This is a genomic window from Nitrospira lenta (assembly GCF_900403705.1).
GTDB lineage: Bacteria > Nitrospirota > Nitrospiria > Nitrospirales > Nitrospiraceae > Nitrospira_D > Nitrospira_D lenta.
In genome coordinates this window covers 878317-894388 of record NZ_OUNR01000001.1, presented here as the reverse complement: position 1 = coordinate 894388, position 16072 = coordinate 878317, and the positions used below count along the sequence as shown (strand labels likewise).

At 56.9% G+C, this 16072-nt stretch carries 18 protein-coding genes and 1 pseudogene; 13 read left to right on the top strand and 6 right to left on the bottom strand.

The annotated features are described in order from the left end of the window. Positions 1-42 precede the first annotated feature (42 nt). A complete protein-coding gene (locus NITLEN_RS04255) occupies positions 43-1218 on the bottom strand; it encodes an LL-diaminopimelate aminotransferase (RefSeq protein ID WP_121988318.1) in 1176 nt (391 codons plus the stop codon). Between the two features lie 110 nt (positions 1219-1328). Beyond that, entirely contained in the window at positions 1329-2012 is a 684-nt protein-coding gene (locus tag NITLEN_RS04250; protein ID WP_181416627.1) for a type 1 glutamine amidotransferase, read from the bottom strand. A gap of 163 nt (positions 2013-2175) precedes the next feature. On the opposite strand from NITLEN_RS04250, the gene NITLEN_RS04245 reads away from it, so the two are divergent. From NITLEN_RS04245 to NITLEN_RS04230, 5 genes are all read left to right on the top strand, one after another. Continuing rightward, positions 2176-3054: a DUF2167 domain-containing protein gene (locus NITLEN_RS04245; RefSeq protein WP_181416626.1), complete on the top strand. Its 879-nt coding sequence runs from the start codon at positions 2176-2178 to the stop codon at positions 3052-3054. A 17-nt stretch (positions 3055-3071) separates the two neighbouring features. Continuing rightward, on the top strand, positions 3072-3776 hold the full coding sequence (locus NITLEN_RS04240; RefSeq protein WP_121988315.1) for a site-2 protease family protein: 705 nt from the start codon (positions 3072-3074) through the stop codon (positions 3774-3776). Between the two features lie 82 nt (positions 3777-3858). After that, positions 3859-4026 carry a hypothetical protein gene (locus tag NITLEN_RS18020; RefSeq protein ID WP_181416625.1) on the top strand — a complete coding sequence of 56 codons (168 nt, stop codon included), beginning with the start codon at positions 3859-3861 and terminating at the stop codon, positions 4024-4026. A 302-nt stretch (positions 4027-4328) separates the two neighbouring features. Then, a complete protein-coding gene (locus tag NITLEN_RS04235) occupies positions 4329-5174 on the top strand; it encodes a class I SAM-dependent methyltransferase (RefSeq protein WP_121988314.1) in 846 nt (281 codons plus the stop codon). A 177-nt stretch (positions 5175-5351) separates the two neighbouring features. After that, a complete protein-coding gene (locus NITLEN_RS04230; RefSeq protein WP_146216092.1) occupies positions 5352-6161 on the top strand; it encodes a hypothetical protein in 810 nt (269 codons plus the stop codon). A 29-nt stretch (positions 6162-6190) separates the two neighbouring features. Here the strand turns inward: NITLEN_RS04230 and NITLEN_RS04225 are convergent, their stop codons facing one another. Continuing rightward, the gene (locus tag NITLEN_RS04225; protein ID WP_181416624.1) at positions 6191-6916 is read right to left on the bottom strand and encodes a class I SAM-dependent methyltransferase; all 726 of its coding nucleotides are present in this window, start codon (positions 6914-6916) and stop codon (positions 6191-6193) included. Positions 6917-7192: 276 nt separating this feature from the next. On the opposite strand from NITLEN_RS04225, the gene NITLEN_RS04220 reads away from it, so the two are divergent. Further along, positions 7193-7813, top strand: a complete 621-nt coding sequence (locus tag NITLEN_RS04220) for a hypothetical protein (RefSeq protein WP_121988311.1) — start codon at positions 7193-7195, stop codon at positions 7811-7813. On the opposite strand, the gene NITLEN_RS04215 is transcribed toward NITLEN_RS04220, so the two are convergent. Beyond that, positions 7803-8147 carry a hypothetical protein gene (locus NITLEN_RS04215; RefSeq protein ID WP_121988310.1) on the bottom strand — a complete coding sequence of 115 codons (345 nt, stop codon included), beginning with the start codon at positions 8145-8147 and terminating at the stop codon, positions 7803-7805. The two genes, NITLEN_RS04220 and NITLEN_RS04215, sit on opposite strands and share 11 nt — an antisense overlap. Before the next feature lie 88 nt (positions 8148-8235). Here NITLEN_RS04215 and NITLEN_RS04210 point away from each other — a divergent pair, with 88 nt between their 5' ends. After that, entirely contained in the window at positions 8236-8718 is a 483-nt protein-coding gene (locus NITLEN_RS04210) for a hypothetical protein (RefSeq protein ID WP_121988309.1), read from the top strand. Positions 8719-8860: 142 nt separating this feature from the next. Here the strand turns inward: NITLEN_RS04210 and NITLEN_RS04205 are convergent, their stop codons facing one another. After that, positions 8861-9910, bottom strand: coding sequence for a WD40/YVTN/BNR-like repeat-containing protein (locus NITLEN_RS04205; RefSeq protein WP_146216091.1), 1050 nt, complete (start codon positions 9908-9910; stop codon positions 8861-8863). A 282-nt stretch (positions 9911-10192) separates the two neighbouring features. Here NITLEN_RS04205 and NITLEN_RS04200 point away from each other — a divergent pair, with 282 nt between their 5' ends. The 6 genes and pseudogenes from NITLEN_RS04200 (at position 10193) to NITLEN_RS04175 (ending at position 14559) form a co-directional block, all read left to right on the top strand. After that, complete coding sequence (locus tag NITLEN_RS04200) at positions 10193-10624, top strand: WapI family immunity protein (RefSeq protein WP_121988307.1); 432 nt, start codon at positions 10193-10195, stop codon at positions 10622-10624. Positions 10625-11327: 703 nt separating this feature from the next. Further along, on the top strand, positions 11328-12020 hold the full coding sequence (locus NITLEN_RS04190) for a hypothetical protein (RefSeq protein WP_121988305.1): 693 nt from the start codon (positions 11328-11330) through the stop codon (positions 12018-12020). Between the two features lie 279 nt (positions 12021-12299). Then, a pseudogene (locus tag NITLEN_RS18785) lies at positions 12300-12722 on the top strand (DUF7684 family protein). A gap of 384 nt (positions 12723-13106) precedes the next feature. Next, the gene (locus tag NITLEN_RS04185; protein WP_121988304.1) at positions 13107-13385 is read left to right on the top strand and encodes a type II toxin-antitoxin system RelE/ParE family toxin; all 279 of its coding nucleotides are present in this window, start codon (positions 13107-13109) and stop codon (positions 13383-13385) included. Between the two features lie 12 nt (positions 13386-13397). Continuing rightward, positions 13398-13682 (top strand): HigA family addiction module antitoxin, encoded by a 285-nt coding sequence (locus tag NITLEN_RS04180; protein WP_121988303.1) that lies wholly within the window; start codon positions 13398-13400, stop codon positions 13680-13682. Between the two features lie 64 nt (positions 13683-13746). Further along, positions 13747-14559: an alpha/beta fold hydrolase gene (locus NITLEN_RS04175; protein WP_121988302.1), complete on the top strand. Its 813-nt coding sequence runs from the start codon at positions 13747-13749 to the stop codon at positions 14557-14559. Positions 14560-14774: 215 nt separating this feature from the next. On the opposite strand, the gene NITLEN_RS04170 is transcribed toward NITLEN_RS04175, so the two are convergent. Further along, positions 14775-15935 carry a lipocalin-like domain-containing protein gene (locus tag NITLEN_RS04170; protein WP_121988301.1) on the bottom strand — a complete coding sequence of 387 codons (1161 nt, stop codon included), beginning with the start codon at positions 15933-15935 and terminating at the stop codon, positions 14775-14777. Between the last annotated feature and the right edge of the window lie 137 nt (positions 15936-16072).

The window sequence follows — 16072 nt, the reverse complement described above, 5'->3', positions numbered from 1 at the left end:
GAGGAAGCCTGTACGGGTGACGAGTGGCGAATGACGTCTTGCTCAGAATCCCGCCTTCTTGATCCGCTCCACCGCTTCTGCCAGTCGTTCCTTGGTCGTACATACGGTCATGCGGATATAGCCTTCGCCCGGCGCGCCGAATCCGTTACCCGGCGTCGTCACGATGCCGGCCTTTTCCAGCAAATGCGCGGTGAATGAGGCGGAGGAATAGCCCTTCGGCACCGTCACCCAAATATAGAAGGCGGCCGGCGGCGAATCCACCTCGAGCCCGAGCTTCTTCAGGCCCGGCACCAATGTGTCGCGCCGTTCTTGATAAATCTTGCGCAGTCCGTCCGTCACCGAATCGTCCAGCCCCAGTGCCGTGATGCCGGCCGCCTGCACCGCCTCAAACACGCCCGAGTCCAACTGGCTCTTTACCTTGCCCAGTCCGGCCAACACGTCCTTGTTGCCGACGGCGAACCCGAGGCGCCAGCCGGTCATGTTGTAGGTCTTGGAGAGTGAGTGGAATTCCACGCCGACATCTTTCGCCCCGTCCACTTCCATAAAGCTGGCCGGGCGCTTGCCGTCGTAGAAAATTTCCGAGTAGGCCGCATCGTGGCAGACGATGACCTGATTCTCCTGCGCGAACTCGACCACCCGCTTGAAGTAGTCCTTTGTCATGATGACGGATGTCGGATTATTCGGCGAGTTCAGCCACATCAGCTTGGCTTTTTTCGCCACATCTTTGGGGATCGCATTCAAGTCCGGCAGGAACCCGTTGGCCTTGGTCAGCGGCATGATGTGCGAGACCCCGCCGCAGAAGCTCGTGCCGACCGGGTAGACCGGGTAGCCGGGGCTGGGGACCAGCACGATATCGCCCGGATCGACAAATGCCAGATGGATGTGGCCGATGCCTTCCTTCGACCCGATCAGCGTCAGCACTTCGTCGGCTGGGTTCAGCGTCACGTTGAACCGGCGCTTGTACCAATCGGCCACCGCCGTACGAAACGACAGCATGCCTTCATAGGAGGGATATTGGTGGTGCTTCGGGTTCTTGGCCGCTTGCGCCAGACTCTCGATGATCGGTGCGGGCGTGGGCAAATCCGGATCGCCGATGCCGAGGTTGATGATATCTACGCCCTTGGCAATCGCCGCCTGCTTCATCTTATCGATGGCAGCGAAGAGATAGGGGGGTAAGGTTTTAATGCGAGTAGCGAATTCGATGGGAAAACCAGCCATGGTGACTCCAACTCCTTTTGTGGGGATCGCCTTCAGCTATCAGCGTTCAGCCTACATCTGATGGCTGTACCAATACGGTCGGTTAGAGTACTTCAGAGCAGTGCCGTCAATCAACGCCCAGAAGCAAGAAGATGCCCGATCAGCCGGTTGGCAAACCGGTGCAGAGTGGGGAGGTGCGAGATCGCCGCCGCTGTCACATCCGGGGCAGTGAGCTGCGCCTTCGTCAGGTCCGAAGCGCATTCCCGGCAGAGCGCATCAATCCCGGCCTGCTCCATCTCCAAGTGAAACAGCAGCCCGTAGGCCTGGGTGCCATAGCGAAAGGCTTGCAGCGGCGCAATCGTGGAACCGGCCAGCGGGACGCAGCCCTGGGGTAAGTCGAAGATCTCCCCATGCCACTCGAAGACATCGAACGAATCGGGCAGCGTGGCGAACACCGGATCCTGCTTGGCTTCGGGCGCGAGTCTTACCGGCGTCATGCCGATTTCCAGTGCCTTGCCAGGCCGTACGGTCGCGCCCAATGCCTTCGCCATGAACTGACTGCCGAGACAGACGCCAATGACAGGAGTTCTGGAAAGTAGGACTGATCGAATGAAGGCCGTTTCCTCGGCGATCCACTGATTCGAATCATTCACCGACATCGGCCCGCCCATCACTATGAGCAGATCGCCGGCATCCTTCGGCAGCCCGTCTTGCGGCACGAGATATCGATCGAGTCTCACGCCGCGATCAGTCAGCGCAGTAGCAAAGGCTCCGGGGCCTTCGAAGGGAACATGTTGGAGGCAGATGGCACGCATGCAGACAGTAAATCTCATAAACCTAAAAGCGCGGTCAAGTCGGTAGGTTCTGTATCGACACGGGCACTGGAGGCTGGCGGAATATTTATTTTATTAGGTGTGATAATAAATAAATGATTAGATGTACTACCGTAGTCGGTCAAGTAAAAGAGGGGAGCGTCAGATGAAGATCGATGTGATGCGAATGCGATGGTTGGCCTGTTTCATCGTCATCGCCCTGGCATGGAGCGGTGGCGATTTGTCCATTGCTGAAGAGGCCGCCCCGGCAACGCCAACATATGCCTGGCAAAAAGGTCCCCTGGAAGCGAGGTTGGGCGATCAAGCGGTACTCAACATTCCTCAAGGGTATGTGTTTCTAGATCCGCATGAAACGCAGCGCCTTCTGAAGGCTATGGGGAATTTTCCTTCCGGGGAGGAGCTTGGATTGGTCGCGGGAGGATCCGAGGATGAGGACTGGTTCATGGTCATTCGGTTCGTGGAGGCTGGTTTTGTCCGTGATGATGATGCGACCAATTGGGATGCCGACGAAATGCTCGCTTCGATCAAAGAAGGGACAGAGGAATCAAACGCGAAGCGGCAAGAAATGGGCATTCATCCGCTCGTCGTCCGCGGATGGGAAGAAAAGCCGCATTACGATCAAGCTACCAATAAAGTCGTATGGGCGATTTCCGCCGATGGCGGTCATGGCGCAAGCGTCAACTACAATACCTTGGCGCTTGGCCGTCATGGGTATATGAGCATGAATCTCGTGTCAGGTCTGGATCAACTCCCCGCCTTAAAACCGCATGCCGCTACACTCCTGACCAATCTCAACTTTGTCGACGGTAAGAAGTACGCTGACTTTAACGGCACCACCGACAAAGTTGCTGCGGTGGGACTTGCGGCATTGGTGGCCGGGGCCGCGTTCAAGTCAGGCCTATTGGCAAAATTGCTTGTCATGGTCGTCGCATTTAAGAAAGTCATTCTGATTGGTGCGGCAGGGATTGGGGCCTGGGTCTGGAAGCTCGTCAAAGGCCGGTCATCGACCTCTTCCTCTGTGTAGCCAGCGGAAGCGTCTATATCATGAAAACTCTCATCGCGCTTTTGTCCGGTGTGAAGTTTGGCAAGGTCTTGCTAACTTCCGGCACGATGGTTCTTTCGGTCGTTACCTATAGTTTTGTGTACGGGTGGCCATATGCCGTCGGATTGGTGGGGCTCATATTCTGTCATGAGATGGGGCATTTTGCCGCTGCGAAGCAGCGAGGGCTAGAGGTTGGCGCACCGACATTCATTCCGTTTGTCGGCGCGTGGATTCAGTTGAAAGCGCAACCGATGGATGTCGAAACAGAAGCGTATGTGGCGATGGCGGGTCCCGTTGTGGGCACAGTTGCGGCGATGGGTTGCTACTATGCGGCCAATTCCACGCACAGTCCATTGCTGCGTGCCCTCGCTTACGCTGGATTTATGATCAACCTCTTTAACCTGATTCCGCTCTCTCCCTTGGATGGCGGGCGGATCACCTCGATCATTTCCCCCAAGACCTGGTGGGTTGGAGCGCCGCTCATCGTCGCGCTCTTTGCGTGGAGCCATAGTCCCATGTTGTTGCTCATCGCGGTCATGGCAGTCCCCCATCTGCTTTCAACCATGCGTAAGGGAGAGTCGTTCTCCGGGTCCTACTATGATGTATCTCCAGCCACACGATGGAGCTACGCCGCATATTATTTACTGTTGGTAGGGTTTCTTGGAGTGATGACGTTTGAATCATACCGGACAACGGCTTTGTAGAGCCATGGCGGAAGACCGATCCTCAGAGCGATAGACGCAGGTTCGATGGTACGGGCGCGTTCTTTTCAACAAGGAGGAAACAATGAGGCAATGGGGTACGTGGTGTCTGGTCTTTGGCCTTGGATCATTTGTCCTGCCGATGGTTGGGTTGCAATTCACACTCCTTAGCCTGTTCGGGGAATCGTTGCCGATGGTTGCCGCCGGCCTTGCTGTTGTGGGGAGCGGGCTGCTGGCACTGTCGTATCGCTAGGAGTGATCCGGAGGGAGTACTCATCGGAACGAGGAGGAAGAGGTTTTTCTTCCTCCATCCATTTTCTCGTCCCGCCTCGCGCGGCTACAGAGTGAGGCGGCATGGGTACATCAACAAATCGATGTATCGTCCACATCCTTCGGCGCACTCTCCCGAGATCCAAGATATCGATTGAGGCGCATAATTCGGTCGGTCGGAAGTTCGGAAGATAAACCGTCCACTGTGTGCGCGAACATCGATCTGTAGGCTAATTCTCTCTTCCCCCTCTTCAGCTTTTCCGCTAAATGGCCGAAAAGTAATACATGATTGCCGAAGTCGACTATCCGGTGCAGGAGGCTGAGCGAACGCTGCCGGCTGTCGTTACCTCCGCGCCACGCTATTCGCTGCCGCAGCGGATTCGTTCAGGGTATCACGCCTTCTGGTACTGGCTCGGCGAAGGGTTGGAATGGTCACGCGGTCTGTATCGCGAACGGCCGGTGGAGCAACTGACGCATCTCAGCGGGAGCCAGCAGGCGAGAATTGCCCGGTTACGGCGCCAGTTCGATGTTCGGTTTGAACAGCACTGCGCCGCGCTCACGACGCTAAAGAACTACGACTATCTCGACATTCTCGATCAGGCCTGGACGGCCTGGGGACAGCCTCGGCCGGTCGGCGGCGTGGTGCACGATGTCGGCGCGTCCAATTTTTGGTATGCCCGGGCGCTCCATGCCTTTTTCCTGCCGTCGGCCCTGACGGGCGTCGAAGTGGAAGGCCATCGCATTTATTATAATGGCTACAGCCGTCACGATTATGCGCAGGGCTACGTGCACAAGCTGCCGCAGACGGATTTTGTCATTGCCGACTATGCGCAGTATGCGCAGCCAGCCGATACGATCGTGGCCTGGTATCCCTTCGTAACCCCAACACCGGTATTGGCGTGGCGCATGCCGTTGACGTTTCTCGCGCCACAGGCCTTGTTCGCGCGCATCGCCATGAATTTGAATCCGTCCGGGTTGTTCGTGATGGTCAATCAGGGGCAGGAAGAAGCCGACGTGGCCGCCGGTCTTTGTCAGACGGCAGGCTTGAAGTGCGAACGTTCCTGTGAATTGCGCGTGACGTTGCGTCGGCGGCGCATCCCTCCGGTGGTGTCCTGGTGGCGGCATCCCTAGCAGGCTGCTGAAAAAACCCGCCAGTGGCGTTCTCGCGGCGCTTAGAGGCTCACCGTACGGCACAAAGTACGATGTCGCCTCTTCGCTTGCTGCGGCCTTGCTGGACGGTCTTTTTGAGCAGCCTGCAGGCCGTTGTCTCTAGCCGTTGCCTATGGGGCTGCGTTACAATCCATGCTTATGCAACACGCAATTAAGACAGTTGAAGATCTGCGCTGGCTGATGGCTCACACGGGTGGCTTTCGTTCCGGCTATGTGACGGACTTGCAGATGTCGAAGCGCCGGCTGTTCGACGAAGAGTCCGGACGCGATGTGCTGGCCGATACTACGGTATCGATGACGATCCGCTATCAGCTGCGCGGGATGGTGCGGGTGGCGAAGCTGGTGATGAATGGGGTGACGGATTTTTCGATCTTTGAGCAGGAGGGGAGTGACTCGTCGGCGCTCAGTGTGATTCAAGCGGAGTGCAACGACGGCCGGCTGCGATTCTGGTTTGATCCGCAGGGCGAGCTCTACGCGGTGTGCGAGGACGCGCATTTGGAAGAGATTGCCACGCCGATTTTGACGGAGCAGGTGCTCCCGGAATTGGCACGCTGGACGTTCCAAGGGCACTCCGGGGAAGCTCCCACCATCGCATGGTTTTTAATGGAACTCGAAGACGCAGGGGTGCCGTGCTCCTGGGCCATCTCGAAGAAGCGGCGTGCGAACGGCATGTCGTCGCGATGGGAGGGGGATCTGACGCCGGCCGGCGATGGTCAGAGCCCGCGCGGGAATGCGGTGCGCGTGTTGGTCTACGGAGCGCAGGACGGCGAGGGGTTCGGTGTCGTTCTTCGCGCGCTCGGTACGCCGGATCGGCAGGTGAGCCGCGTACTGACCATCTTGGCTGATCGCATTGCACAGCGGTATGCGGGAAGCTGTCTGGTGGGGACCACGATTATTCCTGGTCGGGAGTGGGAATCCTGGCGCTCCCGAGGCGACGCCAGGGCATAAGCGCGGTGAAGCGGCGGGCCTGAGTTGGGCTAGTGCGAGTGCCCGTTCGCGAAGTGGCCGTTGGTGTTGGTGTGGTGCTCGGTCGCGTGGCCATTGCCGTTCGAATAGACCGCGGTGCCGTTTCCGTTCTTCACGACCTGCCCGTTCTTTCCGTTCACACATTCCACTAATGCCCAGAAGCGCAGCGGGTTCACGTTCTGCTTGCGCGCGACCTGCAGCGATGTGCCTTCCAGGACGGTGTGCAGCGACAGGTCGGTGCGCCATCCCAGGTGCTTCGTGAGCGGAGAGATGACTTTCTCCATCGCGGCGATGATCTTGTTGCCGTTGCTGAAGTGGTTGAGCATGATGATGCGGCCGCCGGGGCGGCAGACGCGGATCATTTCATTGACGACTTTGCGGTGGTCCGGCACGGCGGTGACGACGTAGGCCGCAACGACTGTATCGAAACTGCTGTCGGCAAATTCCATGGCGCCGGCATCCATGCGGTGGAGCTGCACATGCGTCAGCCGATGCATCTCCGCGCGCTCTTTTGCCTTGCCCAGCATGCCTTCGGAGAGATCGATTCCGGTAATCTTGCAATGCCGCGGGTACATCGGAAGGGCGAGGCCGGTACCGACGCCGACTTCGAGGATCTGCTCGTTCGGTTGCACGTTCAAATTGCGGATCGCGGATTCGCGTCCTTCGTGGAACACCTTGCCGAAAATCTGATCGTAGACGCCGGCGTACGACGTATAGACCCGCTCAACTTTCTTCAAATCCATGAGTCCTCCGAAACCCGCATGAATTGGGGGTGGCCGCGCCTAAGGAGCAGCCTGGCGTGGAACCCAACCATCTGGGAAAAAACAAAAGGCGGGGAACCCGTGTGAGACGCGAGAGGCCCGCCTGGATTGCAAACGGCGCTACTGTAGCCAAGTCGTGGAGGTGAGTCAACTGATTCTTCTGAGGATATCTGCTTCGGCACGCAGGAGCGGAAGACGGCCCGGCCGTGCTGTCTTGATTCATGCCGCGCGCCTGTGGGATAGGTACGCGCCATGATGCTTGCAGGATTATTTGCCGGTGCGTTGTTTCTCGGATTGCTCGTGGGCGATCGCTGGTATTTCCGCACCCTCTCTGTCGAGGCGAGCCGCTACGGCTGCAAGGTCGGGCGTGGAGCCGCGCGGTTGGAGGCGACGAGTCTCGCACAGATCCACACCTGCTTCGATAAGCTGGGGCTCCTGCCGATGCGGCATGGGGTGGTCCGGTTGTTCATCGAGAGCAATCGCCTCCTCCTTCGTCCCCGCTATCCGACCCTCTGGGCATTTCTCTGGATCTGGCCGATGAAGGCCACGATTGATCTCCAGGTCGACGGCGAGGCGGTGATATTGGCGTCGACGAAGCGCACGCCCTGGGCCTCGGCGATCCTTACCGGCGCCTGGTTCCTCATCGTCACGGTCGGGACGCTGGCCACGATCATCAGCTATGCGGTGGAAGGGGGCTTGTCCAGCTCTAGCGGAGTGCTGATGGCTAGCGGGATTCTCACCCTCGGATTGTTCTTTATTTTTTCCGGCCTGGTGACGGTGGTGATGGCCTATCGCTTGGAGAACAACCGGCTCGCGCGGTTGCAGCAGGAGTTCGAAGACGTGGTGGCCGGCCGGGCGTCAGCTACGCGTTGAACAATCCTAAAAAGTGGTCGTATTCGGGAGGCAGGTTTAGGGCCGAACGATTGCGTGCGAGACCGGCGATGATGCCGCGGTGTTTCTTGCTGAGGCCGGACTGGTCGAACGCTTGGCGGAACTGCGCCCAGCGCTGGACCGGATCCGCCGAGAGCCGCGCCTGATCCGGTTTCGGGAGCGCATGGACGGCGGTCGTCAGGGTCCGGATCGCTTTCTCCACGCTTTCATAGGGCGGCGCGAGCTTGAGCTGCGCATAGAAGGTTTCCAGATGAGACCGGAACTCCTCGCGCAGGCTCTGCAAGGGATCGAGTGATGGAACAACTGGTTCAGGCATGGTCGTAGCCTGGATGATACGGTAAGATGATTCGTAGTCACAAGGGCTGTCGGAAATGTTCACCGGTAGGTTGTCACAGGAGGGTAGTATGACGAAGATGCGTTGGATGGTGTTGTCGGTCGTCGGGCTGTTGGCGTTAGGCGGCTGTTCCTCCCATCATCATCACGGGATGATGGAGTCGGGCAAGAGCGACGCCTATTGGCAAAAAGGGCAGCAGGACATGGCGGGGTTGATCGATCGGACGGTAAAGGATCCGGCCAAGGCCACGCAGGTGAAGGCTCTGGTTAGTGAGATCGTCACGGAATTGAAGGCGGGCCGAGAGCAGGAGCGCGCCTATCATCGCCAGCTGTATACGCTCAATGCGAGCTATACGGTCTCCCCTGAGGAATTCACCAAGGTCCTCGATGAGGGGAACAATCAGCGCATGAAGACCTCGGCGAAGATTCTGAGCCTGCGGTTCAAGATGAAAGAGTTGATGACGGCCGACGAATGGAAGGGCCTCTCCGATCAGATGCTCTCCTATAGCAGCCGGTATCAGCATGGCAGTGCAGGAGCGAAGACGGGCTACTGAACGGCTGCTGAAAAATTCCGCCAGCAGCGTTCTCGCGGCGCTCAAAGGCTCCACGTACAGTACAAAGTACGCCTCGTCTTCTCGCTCGCTGCGGCCTTGCTGGACGGGATTTTTGATCAGCCGCCTGACAAGTTGCTGAGAGCTAACTCTTAGCGGCAGCGGCTTTCAACGGCATGGGCGTCCAGTTTGTGGCGCCGTCGGTGGAATGGTAGAGGCCGCTGCCGTTGGTGCCGACGAAGAGGTCTTGGGGATTCTTGGGGCTCATGGCCAGCGAACGGATGTTCAAGGACGTGAGCCCCGCGTTCATCGCCTGCCAGGTTTTGCCGCTATCCAGACTCTTCCAGACCCCGCCCGGCCCACCGATATAAAGCTGTGCTGGTTGTCTCGGATCGATCAGCATGCTGCTGACAAAGGGATCTTTCAGCCCTCCCCCGATTCGCTCCCATGAATTGCCGCTGTCGGCGGTGCGGAATAAGCCTTTCGTCGTTCCGGCATACACGATGTTCGGTGTGACCGGGTCAATGGCAATTGCATTCACGCCCAGCGCCATCGCCCCCATCAGTTCCGTCTCGGGGATGAGACCGGTGTTGATCTTCTTCCATGAGGCCGCACCGTCCTCCGATCGATACACGCCGCCGGTAGTGCCCGCATAGAGAATGCGCGGATTCGTCGGGTGGATCGCGATCGACACAACGATGTGCACCTCTTTCATCCCCGCCATCCGCTCTTCCCATTCACGTCCCCCGTCTTTTGTAGAGAAGGCGCCGACGGTCGTCGCGATGTAGATCTGCTCGTTATTGGTTGAATCAAAAACGAATTCATTAATAAACGAGACGTGTTCCTTGAGGCCGACGTTGTGGGGGAGCCAATGTTGTCCGCCGTCCGGGCTTTTATAGACGGCGTCGGCCATGGTGCCGGCGTAGATCGTGGCCGGGAACTGCGGGTCGATGGCCAGCGTGGTCACGCGGCGTGCGCTGAAACTCGGAAAGCGTTCCCACGACGCTCCGGCATCGCGGGACTTGTAGACCGCATCGTTCGTGGCGACGTAGAGAATCTGCGTATTGGTCGGGTGCAGTGCGATGGAGACAATCGACTCGCTCTCTTTCTCGCAGCCGAGGCTGAAGATGAGGAGGGCGAGCGACGCCAATCTGAATACGGTACGAAGCAGCATGACAGTCGTGGACCTAATCATAGGCCTCGTTGCGGAGTCAAGAAGGGGCGCGAGGCGGTTGGCAAGTCTCTGTGCTCGCGGAACGCGCGCCCTCTGAAGGGCCTCGTTCGACGCGCGCAGGTGAGACTCCGCCAGCCGCCTCGCTGAAAGGGGAAGCAAAGAAGAATAGAACGTAGCGCATTGAACGAGCGTCGATGATGGCGTATTGTTCGCGATCATTGACGGTGTGTCATGCGGACAGGTAATGGCCGATTCGATTCATATGCAGTCCGGTCGAAACATTGTTAGGCCACATCACGCGACATGAAATTCTCATTCGGTCATTCAGAGCAGGAGCGCATCGAGGTTGAGGTGTATGGCTACGAGCGTGCGCCTGTCGGCGAATATTTTGATGACAACTGGCTGGGGATCGAGATTCGAGTGCAGGCCGGAGGGTTTCGCGGCAAAGCGGCAGCTGCCATCATCACCGTCGACTTAACCAAGTTCTTGGCACAGCTTCAACCGCTTTACCAGACTTTGAACGGCACGGCAGTTTTCACGACGATGGAGGAGCAGTTAAGTTTGCGGCTCGTTGGAGATGGCAAGGGGCACATCGAGCTTCGCGGGGAGGTCTCAGACCAGCCGGGCATTGGCAATCGTTTACATTTCAAATTGCAGTTTGACCAGTCACAGTTGGGAGTATCTATTCGTGAGCTTGAGCAGGTTGCATTGCAGTTTCCAGAGCGGGAGACCTAACCGGCGCGCTGTAGCGAACCACTTCCCCGTTGAGAGAGTTTAAGGGGGTAGACCCCTTTGTAAGCTCGGACTGAAGTGGGTAGATCCGTTTCCAATGCGGATTTGCCTAAACATTATTAGACCGAATCGGGGAGTATCGCGTGGGTATCGAAGAGTTTCCGCTAGCGTGGCGATGGACTCAGGCATCCCACGCCGCTCTCCCCCCAGAAGTTCTCGCATCGCTGGCGCCACTGCGAACTCATGACGCCGAGCCTCTCTATCGTCGCGGCGAACAGTTGTTTCCTCGAGGCACTGTTGCTGCCATTTCACATCAAGCTCTTGAAGATCCAGAAGCCACGCGGGCTTGGCTGGGGGCATTGCCCATCCCCGCGAGCGCTCGCGTACTCGTCGTATGGAGTCGCGAAACCGCAATCTCTTTGCCCTGGCAGACCTTCGTCGCGTACTGGGACGACTTTTGCTATCCTTCGAGTGATGACGCCTTTGTGTTTCCTGATGAAGGTAGGAGTGCGTTGGCATGGAATCACTGCGAAGTCTTCGAGTTCATCAAGAGTGTGCCCTAACTAGGTACTGAACACGAACCGTCCAACAGCTGCGTTGTTGGATTTCTCTCACGCGTTGCGCGGTGGTGGCCGGTTAGCGCCGTTGGGTTAAGGTCGAATTCGTGCTCCAGGCCGCGTAGCAAATATTAATGAAAGGGGGCTGTATGTTTTGGGGACTCATCGCAGGCGCTCTGGCGAGCGTACTCGTTGTAGCGAGTGTGCATGCTGATGACAGTTTCAGCTCAAGCTCCCTCGTTGTATTTGCCTACTCCGATCGTCCGTCGGTGTCTGCGGCTATTCGCATGGAAGCCGACTATGTGTCCATGCCACTGACGATTCAAGGTGATCACAAAGACACCGCGAAACAATTCAACATCATTGCTCAAGCCAAAGCGGCGATAGTCAGGATGGCTGCCGCGAGCAAGGGGATTCACGTGCATGTTGGCCCAGTGGCGCTTTCTGCGCATCCTGCGAAAAAACTCCAAAGCTTTTCATCCGGTGGTTATGGCGGGATGTCGCAGGCCCATCTTCATATCCTGTCGCCTCTTGGTAGTTGTGACAAGGATGTTTTTCGGTGCGCGACAGCCATCAATGAATTTATCAAAGGCGTGCGCCTGCCTGACGACGCGAAAATCGACTTCGGCCACATGCAGTTGGCGGTAGACAATCCAGAACAGTACCGAGATGCGCTTCTTAAGAATATTGCCGTTGAGATGGTTAAGACGAAATCTGCTCTCGGGCCCACGGCGAAGGTCACGATCTCAGGGCTTGAAAGCCCTGTCTTCGTGCGACAAGCTGACGAGTTGCGCGTGGATCTGTTTCTGAACTATGAGCTAGCAATGACCATGGTTCAATAGGACCGACATCGAGCCATGGGCTGGTTCAGCGAGATGTACGAGGCAGATCTCGGGGTTGCCTCGTGGGGCTTGTTGGCCGTGTCAGTGTGCCTGGTTCAGTATGCGGGTCACAGTTGTTTTCAGCGTCGGCAGCTTGTGCTGAGCGACATCCCACACGGAGCTGAATTCACGGGGCAGACCCCTTAATTTTGTCGGATATGGCGTGGGTGAATTAGTTTTGAGTAAACTGAAAGGACTGCCCCTGCATTTTTTGTTTAACAGATTTATCGGTTATGCATCATGACCGAGAGCATCGAGTACGTCCAAATTGAGCCGGGAACCACCCCGCCGACAATCGGGATGTCCGAACCCTTTCGGGCAGTGGTCATCATTGAAAGTGCCGTATCGCCAGAATGGCAATCCTCAATAAGTGATTGGTTGGTCCATCCGGTTGTCTCTATATGATGGCTTGGGGGGGAGAATTGCAGCTCCTGGAATGATTCAGTAGATCTCGCAAATATAGAACAGTTCGAGCCTGCTGAAATCCCAGCCAGTGAGTTTGTTATGACGACTTGGCATGAAAGCGAGCCGATGGAAGAAGTGTTTTGGTTTTCCAAGAACATTGCATTTCATCCCACCGTTAAACTCGGGCGCACAGTGTTGGTTCATATCTCATCCCGCAATAAGCATGATGAACTGCTCAAGGCATATGCTGATGCATAATGGATAATCGGTTCAAGCAAAGAGTCAGCGGAGGAAACGGGGATATTGTGGTTTTCTAGTAGTGTGAGTTGATCAGGATCTCTCCGAAAATCAGAATGTCCCTATTCTGGGACTTTTGAGTTTTATGGTTGGCATTGGCCCGGTGCTCACACCGAACATAAGCACATTGGCTAAGAAGGTGCTCCAGCTGGTCTTTGAAAGCGCCGGCTGAGTTTGCCAGTGGTGTCGCCTCGGGCGATCAATCAGATCTAGTCAACAGTAATGCCCCCCCTATCCTGCAAGGGGAAGATGTGGTTGTGATAAGGACATGACCATTGCCGTTTCGTGTCAACGCGCTCTTCCAGCAACTTGAGTATCGTAACGCAATGGGTTGCAGTACGTCGCGTGATCCGAAGCTTTAAGCATAAAGGCTTGGGCCGGTTCTTCGAGACCGGGAGTAAGTCGGGTATCCAGGCCCAACATGCGGAGCGGGTGTGCCTTATCCTAGCCCAATTGAACGCGGCCACTTCGCCACGGGATATGGTGCTGCCAGGGTTAGACCTTCATCCGCTCAAGGGTGACAGAAAAGGTACCTGGGCTGTGTCAGTCAGTGGAGACTGGCGGCTCACGTTTCGGTTTGTCGGTAAGGACGCAGAGGCAGTCGATTACGAGGATTATCACTGACAAGGTTACTCTATGCGAATGCACAATCCCCCTCACCCAGGGACCATCATTAAGCACTTGTGTTTAGAGCCGCTCAGTTTGAGTGTCACGCAGGCTGCCCAGGCGTTGGGTATCAGCAGAAAACCCCTTTCTGCCATTCTAAATGGTCGAGCGGGGATTAGTCCCGAGATGGCGGTTCGCCTGTCGATGGCGTTCGGCACATCGTCTGCGAGCTGGCTCAATCAGCAAACCCAGTATGACCTGTGGCATGCCGAGCAGCGCCGCAAAGAACTTCGTGTCGCCAAGCTTGCGGTGTAGAAGTAGGATAATTTAAGGGGCAGCCCCCGTTGCTCTTGTTAACATGAGATGGCGAGGCCGAATCATGAAAACGGTCATACAAGGCATTGCCGTTCTATTGGTGGCGTTGCTCACTAGTTGCGCATCACTGCCCAATTCAACTACAGAGAAAATCAATGATCGCCATACCGAGTTCGCACTGACTCAGCATGGCACCGTCCCCGTTGTTTTTGAAAACGGACTGGGTGGAAGAATGGAGTGGTGGAAAAAAGTAATACCGGAAATCTCAAAAGACACCACGACATTCGCCTACAACCGTTCTGGTTATGGGAGCAGCGATCCCGTATCAACGCCCCGTGACGGGTTGCACATAGTGGATGAACTGCGAATGCTACTTCGAAGCAAAGGTGTGAACCCGCCCTACATTCTGGTGGGGCACTCACTGGGCGGTTTGTACATGCAGCTTTTTGCCCGACGCTACCCAGATGAAGTGAGCGCGCTTATTCTCGTCGACTCTACTCACCCCAAGCAACTTGAGGGCGAAGGTTCCTTGGATAGGCAGTCATTCTTGGTTCAAGGTTTACTTGGCGTTTTAGTGACAGGTACGGCTAAGGAAGAACTCGACCTGCTTCCTCAAACTGGCGAGCAGCTTCTCCGTTTTCCAACCTTGCTAAACAAACCGGTGTTCGTTCTAAGCGCATCTGAGCCGATGAAAGAAAGATCACCGTTGGCGGATGATGCAAACGCAAAACGTAAGGACGTCGCCCGGTTTTACCCCGGCTCTAAACAAATATGGGTAGATAGCGGACATGGCATTCCATTAGAAAAGCCTGAGGCGGTTATCTCCGCTATACGCGAGGCTCTGTTAAAGCAATCAAGTAGTACTCAGGTCAAATGAGTGTAACTTCATTGAGGAACTGCTTGAGGCGATCGAGGAGATCCAAGGACTGACGGCGCTTCTCAAGCCCCTTCCCACGACAAGCGCCAAGCGAGAAGAATATGAGGGGCGGCTGTATGCCGCACTGACCCATCTTGAACACCATGTGAAGCCGGCGATCAAAGAATGGGATCGTGTGGTGGATCGGATGACCGAGGACTGACCCGACCTGCTGCTTACAGCTTCTGTTTGATCCGCTCCGCGTAGCCTGTCATTTCGATATAGCCCCGGCCGTTGAGGGGCTTTCCCTGCTCCGTTCCCGTCACATCGACCGCCCCTTCCCAGTAGGTCACCTGTGTGCTGCGTGTCGTGCGCAATTCCTGATCGGCCAGGAGCGGGGTCAGATTCAGCACAAGTCCGAGTGAGGGAATAGAAAGCTGCCAGCGGCCGGGATAGGTGGCTTTGCTCGTTGGACTGGTCCAGGTATCGAGCGGGGTCAATTGGATGTCGGTGGCCGACAGGTGCTGTGTGCGACCGTCTGCTAAGACGAGCGTTCCGCTGGAGGCGGGGTCTGATGATCCATCGGTATGACGGAGGCGATAGACCATGAGTTCACGCTTGTCGGCGAGTTGAATGCTGAACCAATCCCACCCGGCGAGGTCTGCGCTTAAGTCCGCTGAGCCAAATTCATGATCCATCCAACTGGTGCCGGTGACGCGGTAGGTTTCGGTGCCGATTGTCAAATTGCCCGCTGTCGCGAGGTTGGTGAATGAATAGTAGTGTGACGCTTGTCCCGCTGCCGCTCCTTTTTTGCTGATCCCTCGCTCTCCATGCACGACCGGCGGTTTGGCGGGATCGAGCGTCAGAGAAAGCGCGACGCCATCGGCCTTGGCCTCGAGCTTCTGCTGATCGCCAGCCCCATCGGACGATTCTGCGCGCCATTGATCGAGCCAGACGTGCAGATGAGTGGGGTCGGCTCCCGCCTTGCCTAAACCGGCGCGGCTGATGCGATCGTGAAAGTGGAAGCGCTTGCCCGTGATGTCCGTGACGGCGAGATGAGCCAGATAGAGCTGATCGACTGACCAACGGGAGGGGCGCGTTTCGACTTGATCGGGCGCAATCGCGCGGCGAAAGAACGTGAGTTCAAATCCGAATCGCCGGCCCTCGGCGGTTTCTAGGTGGCCGGTGTAGTACCACCATTCGGTGCGGAAGGCGTCATGCGAGCCGTGGTCGCGTGGAAACTCGTACAGATAGCCCTCTTGCGCCAGGCGAAACGAAGTAGTTGGCGGATCGGCCGGTGCTCCCAACGCTCCACCTGTGAGCACGGGGAGCAAGCAGAGTCCGGTGAGTGCGATTCGCTTCAGCCGTCTTGCGAGATGAATGGTAAGGGATATCATGGCTCACGATCAGGGCAATGTCGGTCCTCGTGCGGCTTATAGCATGCGAGAAAGATCGCGCACAAATCACCAGTATTGGTGAGGCCTTTCGCGCTGTCTCGCATGCAGATGAGCGCCGGTCCCGGCGTTGACAATTT

Excerpts from the sequence above, each read along its gene's own strand:
- NITLEN_RS04255 (WP_121988318.1), bottom strand. The coding sequence starts at position 1,218 with ATGGCTGGTTTTCCCATCGAATTCGCTACTCGCATTAAAACCTTACCC.
- NITLEN_RS04250 (WP_181416627.1), bottom strand. The coding sequence starts at position 2,012 with ATGCGTGCCATCTGCCTCCAACATGTTCCCTTCGAAGGCCCCGGAGCC.
- NITLEN_RS04245 (WP_181416626.1), top strand. The coding sequence starts at position 2,176 with ATGAAGATCGATGTGATGCGAATGCGATGGTTGGCCTGTTTCATCGTC.
- NITLEN_RS18020 (WP_181416625.1), top strand. The coding sequence starts at position 3,859 with ATGAGGCAATGGGGTACGTGGTGTCTGGTCTTTGGCCTTGGATCATTT.
- NITLEN_RS04235 (WP_121988314.1), top strand. The coding sequence starts at position 4,329 with ATGATTGCCGAAGTCGACTATCCGGTGCAGGAGGCTGAGCGAACGCTG.
- NITLEN_RS04230 (WP_146216092.1), top strand. The coding sequence starts at position 5,352 with ATGCAACACGCAATTAAGACAGTTGAAGATCTGCGCTGGCTGATGGCT.
- NITLEN_RS04220 (WP_121988311.1), top strand. The coding sequence starts at position 7,193 with ATGATGCTTGCAGGATTATTTGCCGGTGCGTTGTTTCTCGGATTGCTC.
- NITLEN_RS04215 (WP_121988310.1), bottom strand. The coding sequence starts at position 8,147 with ATGCCTGAACCAGTTGTTCCATCACTCGATCCCTTGCAGAGCCTGCGC.
- NITLEN_RS04210 (WP_121988309.1), top strand. The coding sequence starts at position 8,236 with ATGACGAAGATGCGTTGGATGGTGTTGTCGGTCGTCGGGCTGTTGGCG.
- NITLEN_RS04205 (WP_146216091.1), bottom strand. The coding sequence starts at position 9,910 with ATGATTAGGTCCACGACTGTCATGCTGCTTCGTACCGTATTCAGATTG.
- NITLEN_RS04200 (WP_121988307.1), top strand. The coding sequence starts at position 10,193 with ATGAAATTCTCATTCGGTCATTCAGAGCAGGAGCGCATCGAGGTTGAG.
- NITLEN_RS04190 (WP_121988305.1), top strand. The coding sequence starts at position 11,328 with ATGTTTTGGGGACTCATCGCAGGCGCTCTGGCGAGCGTACTCGTTGTA.
- NITLEN_RS04180 (WP_121988303.1), top strand. The coding sequence starts at position 13,398 with ATGCGAATGCACAATCCCCCTCACCCAGGGACCATCATTAAGCACTTG.
- NITLEN_RS04175 (WP_121988302.1), top strand. The coding sequence starts at position 13,747 with ATGAAAACGGTCATACAAGGCATTGCCGTTCTATTGGTGGCGTTGCTC.
- NITLEN_RS04170 (WP_121988301.1), bottom strand. The coding sequence starts at position 15,935 with ATGATATCCCTTACCATTCATCTCGCAAGACGGCTGAAGCGAATCGCA.